This window comes from Pelagimonas sp. (assembly GCF_058892305.1).
In genome coordinates, this window is record NZ_JBZXVN010000006.1 from 44307 (window position 1) to 55794 (window position 11488).

Consider the following 11488-nt stretch of genomic DNA (forward strand, 5'->3'; position numbering starts at 1 on the left):
GGGTTACCATGCAGCATACATCCGCCATAAAACTGTATCAAAGCCGCCTCGATCCGCTGACACGAGCGATTGCGGAGGGCGATGTTGCAGGCTTTGTGGCGGGGCTGCACCTTCCTCACGTCTTGCGGACCGTAGATACTCAGATCCGCTTCGAAACCGAGGCGGACCTTTTCAAAGGTATTACACATTACATTCACGCGCTTCGTGCGCGGGGTGTCACCCGTTTGGACAGAGTTTGCGAAAGCGCCGTTTACAAAAGCGATACGGAAATTGAGGGATATAACTCGAACCATGCCTTTGCTGGCAAGGAGCCGGCAATCCTACCGTTTCTGGCCCGAATGCGGTTGGAATTTCGTGATGGCGAATGGCGTATCAGCGAAACCGATATGGCGGTCTTAAGGGACCAATGGGCTGTTCTTCCTCACATCCCTGGACAGGTTCAGCCGTTGCCTGATGCGCCAGACAACGAACACGACTTTCATCTTGCCTGCTTTCAGGTCTTGTTGAACTGGATGTCACAGGCCGCGCTTTGCAAGGATTTCAACGCTTGGTCAAGGGCTTGCGCCTTGCCCTTAACCGTGACCGGAAAGTCCGGTGAAATGTCCTTCGTCACCGAAGAGGAGCTCCGGCGAGAGTTCGAATATTACATGGCCTCTTTTGACGTCCACAACGTGACCGAAGTGATCCGAAAACCGCTAGACGTTCGTATGGAGGGGGAGACCCGTATGGTCGGCTTGTGCCGAACCTATGTTCTTAGCCACGCAAATCTGGTGGTGAAACCCTATGACTCCACCATCACTTTTGAACGTTTAAGGGATGGATTCTGGCAGTTGGTACGGATGGACAATATCATTGGCCATCGCGACTGGACCACCGGCGGAGCCACAACATGACCCAGATTGCGGCCATAGACATCTATCAAGACAACCTTGATAAAGTCAGCCAAGCCGTTTGGTCGCGGGATTGGGCAGGGTTGGTTGACCAGTTCGGGTTTCCGATCGTGATCCGTACGCTAGACACTGGGTCGCATATCACTTTGCCGTCGCAACTGACCCAAACAGCCAAGGCACTCCGAGACAGCCTCGAATTGGCAGGTGCCCAAGCCTATCACCGGGTATGTCTATCAGCGCAATTCGACAACACGGAACAGACCATAATTTCAGGCCGGCACCGCACCATCGCCTTGCGCGGTGGAAGCTATGTTATGCCTCCTTTCGAGAGCGATATGCGACTGGAACTCAGAGCTGGGCATTGGTTGGCCAGCAGCCTGTTTGCGCGCGTTAACAATCGCAATTTAACCGTCATTAGTCCTGACCTAGCCAAACTTTCACCCGAAGAATTGAACAGCGACAGGTTTAAAAATGCCAAAGATTGACATCGCCTCCGTTCCCACACGCACGGGTTCCTCTTATCCCGGCAAGCTTGCCGAGCAAATGGCAGGCCGTAGCCAACAAGGTCTCGGCGACGCCGGTGGGTTGACCCAATTCGGGGCGAATTTGGTGCGTTTAGCCCCCAAAGCCGCCTCGTCATTGCGCCATTGGCATGAGAAGCAGGATGAGTTCCTGATTGTGACCGAAGGGACGCTCACTTTGATCGACGACAATGGCGAAACGCCCTTGCAGGTCGGCGATTGCTGCGCCTTTCCCGCCGGTGATGCGAATGGCCATCACATCGTCAATTTTTCGGATCAAGACGGGGCTTTCCTTGTTGTTGGTACGCGAACCCCAACCGAAACGGGCTGGTACTCCGACATCGACATGATGGTCACCGCCGAAAACGGGGAGATGAGTTTTACCCGCAAAGACGGCAGCGCAATGGAGGACACATGACCTTTGATGATGCGCAATTTGACGCCTTTCTGGCCGACATCACCGATCCCTTTCTCACCCGCGACATCACGCGTTGGAATGCCCGGATTCGGTTGCCGTTTTCACTGATCACCCAAACCGGACCTGTTACGTTGCACACCCGCGACGAGGTTTCGAAAAACTTTGGCTATTACCTCGTGGCGATGGACGCCATGCAAGCCGATCTGATTGTGCGCGAAAAGGCGGGGTTTGAGCCCTGCCAAGACGGGACCGTCATCGCCACATATCACAGCCATTTCCTGAGGCACGGGACCCGCCTTCGCGCGCCCTACACCGCCTCAGCCCTCCTCCACCCCGACGACGGCCTATGGCGCATGTCGTCGATCTTGAACGCGCTGGGACACCATCATTGGACCGGCAAACACCCAAATCCATCGGGAGAAGAAAAACAGTGACCGATTTCACTATGGAAAAAGGCGCCGATGGCGTCGCCGTCATCACATGGGACGTCAAAGACAAGTCTATGAACGTTCTAAGCCTGGAGGCGCTCGAAGCACTGAATGCGCAGGTCGATGATGCGCTCGCGGATGACGCCGTTAAAGGTATCGTCATTACATCCGGCAAAGATAGCTTTGCGGGCGGCATGGACCTTAACGTTATTGCCAAGATGAAAGAAATGGCTGGTGACAACCCAGCTCAGGGCTTGTTTGACGGCATCATGCACATGCATGAGGTGCTGCGCAAAATCGAACGCGCCGGGATGGACCCAAAAACCAACAAAGGTGGCAAACCGATTGCCGCCGCCCTGCCCGGCACCGCGCTTGGCATTGGTTTGGAAATCCCGCTGTCGACGCACCGCATTTTTGCCGCCGACAATCCCAAGGCCAAAATCGGCCTGCCCGAGGTGATGGTCGGTATCTTCCCTGGTGCCGGTGGCACAACCCGTCTGGCGCGCAAGTTGGGTGCGATGGGGGCTTCTCCCTTCCTGCTCGAAGGCAAGCTGTCTGAGCCCAAGAAAGCCAAGGCCGCGGGACTGATTGACGAAGTTGTCGAAGATCCTTTGGCCGCCGCCAAAGAATGGGTTCTGAACGCCAAAGACGCCGACATTCTGAAACCATGGGATGCCAAGGGCTACAAAATGCCCGGTGGTGCCCCTTATCACCCCGCTGGTTTCATGACCTTTGTCGGTGCGTCGGCCATGGTCAACGGCAAGACCCAAGGTGTTTATCCGGCTGCCAAGGCGATGCTCTCGGCCGTTTACGAAGGTGCCATGGTGCCGTTTGACACGGCCCTGAAGATCGAAGCGCGTTGGTTCGTCAACGTGTTGATGAACCCTAGCTCGGGCAACATGATCCGCTCGCTGTTCATCAACAAAGAGGCATTGGACAAAGGCGCGGTTCGCCCAGCCAATGTTCCGGATCAATCCGTCAAAAAAGTCGGAGTTTTGGGCGCGGGCATGATGGGCGCTGGCATTTCTTTGGTCTCTGCTCAGGCCGGTATGGAAGTTGTCTTGATCGACACGTCGCAAGAAGCGGCGGATCGCGGCAAGGCCTATTCCGAAAGCTACGCTGACAAAGGCATCAAACGCGGCAAATCCACCCCCGAAAAGAAAGAGGCTCTGTTGGCGCGCATCACCGCGACCACCGACCTTGAGGCGCTCAAAGGTTGCGATCTAATCATCGAGGCCGTTTTTGAAGACATGAGTGTCAAAGCAGAGATGACGAAAAAGGTTGAGGCCATCATCGACGAAGACTGCATCTTTGCCACCAATACCTCGACATTGCCGATCTCGGATCTGGCCAAAGCATCGGTCCGCTCTGACCAATTTATCGGCATTCACTTCTTCTCCCCTGTCGAGAAAATGATGCTGGTCGAGATCATCAAAGGCAAGGAAACAGGTGATCGCGCTGTGGCCAAGTCACTCGACTACGTGCGCCAAATCCGCAAGACACCTATCGTTGTGAACGATGCGCGCTTCTTCTACGCCAACCGCTGCATCATTCCATATATCAACGAAGGCATCCGGATGGTCACCGAGGGCGTGGCCCCCGCTTTGATCGAAAACGCGGCCAAAATGGTCGGTATGCCACTTGGCCCGTTGCAGCTAACCGACGAGACCTCAATAGATCTCGGTGTGAAAATCGCCAAGGCCACCAAAGCCGCTATGGGCGATGATTATGATGATGCCTGCGATGAGATCCTGTTTTGGATGGCGGACGAAGGGCGTTTGGGGCGCAAAGCCAACGCCGGTTTCTACGCCTATGACGAAAAAGGTAAACGTCAGGGGCTTTGGGCCGATCTCGCAGACAAATACGCCCCTGCCGAAGATCAGCCCGACTTGATCGAGGTTCAGCATCGTCTCTTGTTTGCGCAGGTTCTAGAAGCCGTGCGCGCGCTAGAAGAGAATGTTCTGATGGATATTCGCGAGGGTGATGTTGGTGCGATCTTGGGCTGGGGGTTTGCCCCTTGGTCCGGAGGCCCGCTGAGCTGGCTTGATATGATCGGGTCAGAATATGCCGCCGAACGCTGTGATCAGCTTCAAGCAGCCTATGGCGCGCGGTTCGCTTGCCCCGAGTTGCTGCGCGAAATGGCACAAAAAGGTCAAAGCTTCTACGGACGTTTTGGCGACACATCCCAAGCCGCCTAATAAAAAACCAGCTTTTTTGAAAGCAAACAATGCAAGAGGCCGGTCAGCAATGACTGGCCTCTCCTTGTTTTATTTGACTTTTTCAACCCAAAAGCCGACTTCGTTCGAATTGAAAACAACCGGCCGGACTCAAACCCTTTGTTAAGACAGGATGCTTATTCCTGAGTGTCATCAGATGTGCCGCTCCATCGGCGCACATGATGCCGAAAGGGAAGCAGTATCAATATGTCAGATATACATTTCCATGCCTTGGGAACCGCCCGAGCCCGCTCTGGGGAAGACCCTTTGGTCCCCTTCCTCCTCTGCGCCCGGAAAAATCCGGTGACAGTGTCCGCTCGAGATGTGCGGCGTTTGGACTCTCACCGGCTGCAACTTTTGTTGGTTGCAGAGCGTCAATGGCTCACCGACGGGGCTAACTTCAAGGTTACAGACATGTCCCCCTCCTTCAGAGAAGGTCTCCAAAGGCTGGGTTTGGACTCCGACTATTTCGACAAGGAGAATCCGCAATGACCACAAAAGTGCTGGCGATAGACGACTCGCGCACCATCCGAAACTTGCTGCGGGTCTCGCTGGAAAGTGCCGGGTTTGAGTTCCACTCGGCCTGCGATGGTCAGGAAGGTGTTGAGGTCTTTCCAGACGTCGATCCAGACGTCGTTATTACTGATATCAACATGCCCAAAATGGACGGCTTTGGAGTTATCAACAGCCTACGAAGTGGCCCCAATCGGACAAACGTTCCAATTTTGGTGCTCACAACAGAGAGCTCTGACGACTTGAAAGCTAGGGCACGTGGGGCGGGCGCAACTGGCTGGATTGTAAAACCCTTCGATGACACCTCCTTGGTGTCAGTACTGCAGCGGCTGACGGGACACGTAAGCTAATGTCAATGAACTCAATTCGCGATACCTTCTTTGAAGAATGCGAGGAGCTTTTAGAAGCACTCGTAGAGGGGCTTTCCCAGATGGAGGAAACCAGCGATGACATGGAAGTCATCAATGCGGTTTTCCGTTCTGTACATTCGATCAAGGGCGGCGCAGGAGCCTTCGCCCTCGACAGACTCGTTAACTTTGCGCATACGTTCGAAACGGTCATGGACAAAGTCCGTGACCGAGAACTTGCTATCGACGAAAAGTTGATGGCACTGTTCCACCGATCGGGCGATCAACTCTCTGACCTTGTTGCATCCGCACGTGACGGTACTGATCTCGATCCGACTGCCGAAAGTGCCATTATTAAAGAGCTGGAAGGGTATCTCGGGGCCGAAACAGCCACCGAGGAATTTAGCTTCTCAGCGGTAACACTAGATTTCGACGGACCAGCTGCTATCGAACTACCGGATATTCCGTTGGAAGAGATCGCAACGACCGAAGAGCAAGCCGATGTCGATTCCGTCTTCAAAATACATTTCAAACCCGAACGTACATTGTACGAAAATGGCCATGAACCATTACTTCTGTTTGATGCATTGGCGGAGTTGGGTTCTCTCACCGTCGAGGCAGACTTAAATCGGCTCCCCAGTTTTGATGCCTTCGATCCAAATGATGCCGTCATCTCATGGGAAATGGAACTGGTCACAAATAAGGATGAGCAGGCTCTCCTAGAAGTATTTGAATTCGTCGAAGGGCTTTGCGATCTAAAAATCTCTAAAGAAAAGGCTCTGGTATCGCTCCCAAAGCCTGAAGCGCTGCCCAGCAAATTGGAGGAAGTGCCTCCAAAAGTGATCTCTAGTGCTTCTACCGAAGAAGCTCCAATAGAGAAGGCACCGGCAATCGAATCGCCCAAACCGAAGGCGACCGAAGAGCAAAAAGCTCCGCCAGCCCCGGCACCCGCACCAAGTGGAGCAGCGCAAAAGGAATCTCGGGGTCCTAAACCGACTCTGCGGGTGGACTTGGATCGGGTCGACCGCCTGATCAATACAGTTGGTGAATTGATTATTAATCAGGCGATGATTTCCCAACGGATTGAAGAGCTAGATTTACCCACTGTCGCTCATTTGACCAACGAACTGGAGGCCTACAAACTTCTTGCACGCGATATCCAAGAAGGTGTCATGGCAATTCGGGCCCAACCAGTTAAACCGCTCTTTCAACGTATGTCACGTATTGTACGAGAAGCATCAGACGCCACTCACAAGAAGGCCAAGCTTGTCACGGTTGGGGACTCCACCGAAGTCGACAAGACAGTGATTGAGCGGTTAGCTGATCCTCTTACACATATGATCAGGAACGCCGTAGATCACGGGCTTGAAAACTCTGAAATCCGTGAAGCTGCTGGAAAAGATCCAATTGGGACAATCCGATTGTCCGCGGCGCATAGATCAGGAAGCGTATTCATAGAAATCTCAGACGACGGCGCTGGTCTAAACCGCGAACGTATTCTGGCTAAAGCCATAGAAAAGAACCTAGTGGCTTCAGATGTAGAACTCTCCGAACCAGAGATCGACAATTTACTGTTCCTTCCAGGTTTCTCAACTGCCGGCCAGGTTTCGAACCTGTCAGGACGCGGAGTGGGGATGGACGTTGTGAAAAACGCCGTTCAGGCGCTCGGTGGTCGCGTCTCCATTTCATCCACACCTGGTAGAGGAACAACCTTTACTATTGTTCTTCCTTTGACTTTGGCTGTCATGGATGGGTTTGTGATATCGGTGGGAGATCAAACAATGGTCATTCCAATTTCTTCAATTTTGGAAACAATTCGCCCTAACGCAAAAGACATTCACATCGTTGGTACAGACAGCCAAGTGGTGAGCGTCAGAGGAGCATATGTCCCAATTGTAGATGTAGCCCAAAGCCTAGGGCAGAAAGAACAAAAGGACAAAAAGTCAAACGGTATACTCCTGTTAGTCGCCACCGAGTCTCAAGACCTAACCGCTCTGCGCGTATCCTCAATACACGATCAGCGCCAAGTTGTTATAAAAAGCCTCGAGAGCAATTATACAGCTATTCCCGGCGTATCAGCCGCAACAATTTTGGGAGACGGGAAAATTGCACTAATTCTCGACCCGGAAGAGCTAATAAAACTAGATCACTCCAACCCATTGGACCCATTTGCCCAAAACACTAGAATGGAGCGTCACCATGCCTGAGGCCGCTGAAGCACTTGCCGATTCCCAGTTCGAGTTCATTACCTTCTCCGCAGGTGGTCAAAACTACTGTTTAGAAATCACTCAAATTAGAGAAATTCGACGATGGACTCCGGTCACCGCTCTCCCCCACACCCCTGATGACGTTCTAGGTGTAATGAACCTCCGTGGAGCTGTTATTCCAATTTTTGATCTTTCCGCACGGTTTGGGTTGGGAGCTACTCCTGGAAATGAACGCAATGTTGTCATCGTTGCCGCAGTAAATGGAACCACAATTGGCCTGTTAGTGGAGTCGGTCTCTGAAATATTGTCTGTTGAAAAAAGTGAAATTCAAGAAACACCTGACATTAAATCTGAAGCAACCAAACACAGTATACGTGGAATGATTTCCGTTAACGACACAATGGTGCGTGTGGTAAACTTGGATGCAGTGCTGGAAACATCAACGGGAACATCCCAATGAACAACTCCGCAGCCAATGAAGCGTTGATCGAAGTTCCCTTTAGCGATGAAGACTTTTCTCATTTGGCCAAATTGGCCAGAAAAAAATTCGGTCTAAATTTGGCAGATAGTAAAAAGCCATTGGTATACTCTCGCCTTTCAAAACGGTTAAGAGCCAGAAAAGTTTCGAACTTTCCCGACTACATGTCTCTACTCTCAAGGTCTACAGAGAAAAACGAGATGTTTGAGCTGATTTCTGCGTTGACGACAAACGTGACCAGCTTTTTCCGTGAAACTCATCACTTTGAACTCCTTCAAGAATCGCTAACCAATGAACTTATTCAAAAAGCAAAATCAGGGAACAAAGTTAGAATCTGGTCCGCAGGTTGTTCCGCAGGTCCGGAACCTTACTCAATCGCAATGACGATATTGGACACATTCCCCGATGCGAGCGACTATGATATAAAAATATTGGCAACTGACATAGACCCAAAAATCGTTGCCAAGGCACGACACGGGCAATATCACGCTGACGAGGTATCTGGTATACCACCAAATTTTTCTGAGAAATGGATAAGAACGAGCAAGAATGGTGAAAACAGAGTAGTGTCGAACCAAGTAAAGAACCTAATAACCTTCAATGAACTAAACTTAGTTGCGAACTGGCCTTTCCATGGACCTTTTGACATTATTTTTTGCAGAAACGTTGCAATTTACTTTGACCAACAAACGCAGCAAAATCTGTGGAATAGGTTTTGCAGTTTATTAACATCCAGCGGAATACTATTCATTGGACACTCTGAAAGAGTAACAGGTCCAGCGATTAGTCACCTGGAGGGCATTGGGATAACTAGTTACCGCAAGGGTAGCCAACGTGTCGAAAGTACACAAAACAGGAGTGAATGATGGGCTTGAAGGAATCTCTTAGAGTAATGGTTGTTGATGATATGGCCACAAGTCGCGGCCTAATCACTCAGGCTTTGGATGATATAGGTGTAAAAAACTATGTTACTGAGAACGACGGAAAGAAAGCCCTGGACCGACTTTCTTCTACTCCGGTTCACTTAGTACTGTCTGATTACAACATGCCAGGTCTAGATGGGCTTGGGTTATTAAAGGCCGTCCGGTCCCACCCGCCGACTCAGAAAATTGGGTTTATTTTGGTCACGGGCCGCCCGACGCCCGAAATTGTCAATGAAGCAAAGAAACTCGGGTTAAACAATATGATCAAGAAACCATTTACAGCCACGTCAATGAAGCAATGTATTGAAAGTGTTGTAGGTCGACTATGAACACTAATCCCAGTTGTGAATTATCTCTCAATATAGCGACGGTACGCGTTGCAACAGAGCTTTTTGGTCTACGCGAGAGGCTTGAAAGAGTGGAACATGGTTTAGAGGTCGTTTTCTTGGACGCTGAAAACATTCCAAACAGCCAAACTATCGAAATGTTGCAAGAATTGGATGTATTGCAACAATCCGTTGGTGCGTTAGCGAACTATTTAAACCAAATTTCTGGTTCAGATGATTCAGAAGGTAGTATTTCTATAGCCGATGCTGTAGACATGGTGCCGTTACGTGAAATGGCTGATCGGCTAAATGGCCGACCCAGACAATCAAAAAAAACCGGAATTGCAGAACTGTTTTAGGTACACTTCCACCAAACATTACTGCATCCAGATAAGTCAAATCTGGAACAGTTACTATACCAATGCAGGTTCGAGGGGCGATCTGTGACAACAAAAACGATAATCGTCGCAGCCAAAAACGCGTCGCAAAGATCCCACATCTCAGAAATTGTTGAAAGGATAGACGGCTTTAAAGTAATCGGGCGAACGGGGGACTTGATGAATACATACAATCAAGTGGAATCATACATTCCAACCGCGGTACTTATTTCAGACTCTCTTTCAGATTTACCAGAGTTTGAAGTAATGCGAGCTCTTTTTTCAACACTGGACGTTCGATGGTTGGTCTTAACAGCCCCCAATAAAACCCATCGGGAAGGGAAATCTATTACTCCGGGGTCAGACCTTTTTTCCGTCGCTGGAAATGCGACGTCAACGGTCATAGAAGGGCAATTGCGCAGCTTAACAAGATCACGGCCATGCAGGAGTCAAACCACCACCCGTGAACAGGTAGAACTTGAACTTTCCCGGGGGCACAAAGGGCTACGGCGGCCCGAAACGACAGCCTCTCGGAAAAGTATCCGAAAAGAAAACCCAGGGGTCCTCCCACCAATATCACGTCAGGTGGACCCAATCATTTTGATTGGGGCCAGCACAGGTGGTGTAGACGCACTTCTTAAAATTCTTTCATTTTTTCCATCAAACTGCCCCCCGACAATGATTGTTCAGCATACCGGCTTTGGGTTCGGTGCCAGTTTGGCTGAACTTTTGAACCGACAAAGTGCTCCCAATGTTAGCCTGCTTCAAGGGCCAACTCTATTGAAGCGCGGCAGTGTTTTAATTGGGGCTGGAAACAAAGCGCACATGGTGCTCGAAAAAGGCTCGGCGCTGATGGCGAATCTACAACCAGGAGAGCAAGTCACCGGGCACTTACCTTCGGTAGATGTTTTATTCAAATCCTTTACAGAATTGGCCTCACGAATTTCTGCAGCGGTTTTGACTGGGATGGGTAAAGATGGAGCGCGAGGATTGTTGGAGTTACAACAAAGCGGGGCTACGACATACGCGCAAGATGAAGCGAGTTCCGTCGTGTATGGAATGCCACGCGCCGCCGTAGAAATTGGAGCAGCTCAGTATACTTTACCGATAAATCAAATAGGGCCAGCTCTTTTGAAAGGTAATATTCGGCAGGACACCAAAATTGGAAGGGTGATCACATGAATTTTCAACGCGAAAAGCTAGTGAACGTCATTCAGGGGGATTTCACAATATCCGAAGATTCCGAAGCAGTTTTAACAACTGTTCTAGGATCCTGTATAGCGGTGTGCCTGTCTGACACGGCCCGTGGCATAGGTGGGATGAATCACTTTCTTTTACCCAACCGAGAAGGCGTTGACGGGGAAAACGTACGATATGGAGCATATGCGATGGAGCTTCTTATTAACGGATTGCTGAAACAGGGAGCAGACAGAGACAAGCTGCAAGCAAAATTCTTTGGTGGCGGTAATATGATTGGAACTCTGCGCAATATCGGAAAAGACAACGCTGAGTTTGCGCGCCAATTCCTACTAGACGAAGGTATCCCATGTTTGGCGGAAAGCACTGGCGGCACACAAGCTCGGCGTATCCGGTTTTGGCCGACGACAGGCCGGGTAAAGCAACTACTTGTCAGTAGTGATGCAGCCCCTGCCGAGGTACCAAAACCTGTTCCTGTGCCCAAATCAGCCATGGACGACATAACACTGTTTTAAGTTTCCCCATCCCAAAATTTGGGACAAAAAGATTGGTCAGCGCGTTGGTTGCTGGCTGTCAGACACAAGAATTTTAACCTTCTGCATTCTAAGGTGTTCATTTGTACTGTTGATGAATTCATTTGTTCTGTA

Annotated in this window: 14 protein-coding genes; all 14 read left to right on the plus strand. The window is 50.6% G+C overall.

What is annotated here, in order from left to right; translation table 11 throughout:
- The first annotated feature begins 8 nt into the window (after positions 1 to 8).
- Positions 9 to 893, plus strand: coding sequence for a hypothetical protein (locus AC5EFR_RS02720; RefSeq protein WP_493574425.1), 885 nt, complete (start codon positions 9 to 11; stop codon positions 891 to 893).
- On the plus strand, positions 890 to 1375 hold the full coding sequence (locus AC5EFR_RS02725; RefSeq protein WP_493574426.1) for a hypothetical protein: 486 nt from the start codon (positions 890 to 892) through the stop codon (positions 1373 to 1375). The genes AC5EFR_RS02720 and AC5EFR_RS02725 overlap by 4 nt, the downstream gene beginning before the upstream one ends.
- Entirely contained in the window at positions 1362 to 1829 is a 468-nt protein-coding gene (locus tag AC5EFR_RS02730) for a cupin domain-containing protein (RefSeq protein WP_493574427.1), read from the plus strand. The genes AC5EFR_RS02725 and AC5EFR_RS02730 overlap by 14 nt, the downstream gene beginning before the upstream one ends.
- A complete protein-coding gene (locus AC5EFR_RS02735; protein WP_493574428.1) occupies positions 1826 to 2263 on the plus strand; it encodes a hypothetical protein in 438 nt (145 codons plus the stop codon). Before AC5EFR_RS02730 ends, AC5EFR_RS02735 begins: the two co-directional genes overlap by 4 nt.
- Positions 2260 to 4455: a 3-hydroxyacyl-CoA dehydrogenase NAD-binding domain-containing protein gene (locus tag AC5EFR_RS02740; protein WP_493574429.1), complete on the plus strand. Its 2196-nt coding sequence runs from the start codon at positions 2260 to 2262 to the stop codon at positions 4453 to 4455. The genes AC5EFR_RS02735 and AC5EFR_RS02740 overlap by 4 nt, the downstream gene beginning before the upstream one ends.
- Before the next feature lie 225 nt (positions 4456 to 4680).
- Positions 4681 to 4965, plus strand: a complete 285-nt coding sequence (locus tag AC5EFR_RS02745) for an STAS domain-containing protein (RefSeq protein ID WP_493574430.1) — start codon at positions 4681 to 4683, stop codon at positions 4963 to 4965.
- Positions 4962 to 5336: a response regulator gene (locus AC5EFR_RS02750; RefSeq protein ID WP_493574431.1), complete on the plus strand. Its 375-nt coding sequence runs from the start codon at positions 4962 to 4964 to the stop codon at positions 5334 to 5336. The genes AC5EFR_RS02745 and AC5EFR_RS02750 overlap by 4 nt, the downstream gene beginning before the upstream one ends.
- Entirely contained in the window at positions 5336 to 7540 is a 2205-nt protein-coding gene (locus tag AC5EFR_RS02755) for a chemotaxis protein CheA (RefSeq protein ID WP_493574432.1), read from the plus strand. Before AC5EFR_RS02750 ends, AC5EFR_RS02755 begins: the two co-directional genes overlap by 1 nt.
- On the plus strand, positions 7533 to 8000 hold the full coding sequence (locus tag AC5EFR_RS02760; RefSeq protein WP_493574433.1) for a chemotaxis protein CheW: 468 nt from the start codon (positions 7533 to 7535) through the stop codon (positions 7998 to 8000). Before AC5EFR_RS02755 ends, AC5EFR_RS02760 begins: the two co-directional genes overlap by 8 nt.
- Positions 7997 to 8884: a CheR family methyltransferase gene (locus AC5EFR_RS02765; protein ID WP_493574434.1), complete on the plus strand. Its 888-nt coding sequence runs from the start codon at positions 7997 to 7999 to the stop codon at positions 8882 to 8884. Before AC5EFR_RS02760 ends, AC5EFR_RS02765 begins: the two co-directional genes overlap by 4 nt.
- On the plus strand, positions 8884 to 9270 hold the full coding sequence (locus tag AC5EFR_RS02770) for a response regulator (protein WP_493574435.1): 387 nt from the start codon (positions 8884 to 8886) through the stop codon (positions 9268 to 9270). The genes AC5EFR_RS02765 and AC5EFR_RS02770 overlap by 1 nt, the downstream gene beginning before the upstream one ends.
- Positions 9267 to 9626 carry a DUF8776 family protein gene (locus AC5EFR_RS02775; protein WP_493574436.1) on the plus strand — a complete coding sequence of 120 codons (360 nt, stop codon included), beginning with the start codon at positions 9267 to 9269 and terminating at the stop codon, positions 9624 to 9626. Before AC5EFR_RS02770 ends, AC5EFR_RS02775 begins: the two co-directional genes overlap by 4 nt.
- Before the next feature lie 84 nt (positions 9627 to 9710).
- Positions 9711 to 10826: a CheB methylesterase domain-containing protein gene (locus AC5EFR_RS02780; protein WP_493574437.1), complete on the plus strand. Its 1116-nt coding sequence runs from the start codon at positions 9711 to 9713 to the stop codon at positions 10824 to 10826.
- Positions 10823 to 11356, plus strand: a complete 534-nt coding sequence (locus AC5EFR_RS02785) for a chemotaxis protein CheD (protein ID WP_493574438.1) — start codon at positions 10823 to 10825, stop codon at positions 11354 to 11356. Before AC5EFR_RS02780 ends, AC5EFR_RS02785 begins: the two co-directional genes overlap by 4 nt.
- Positions 11357 to 11488: the final 132 nt, after the last annotated feature.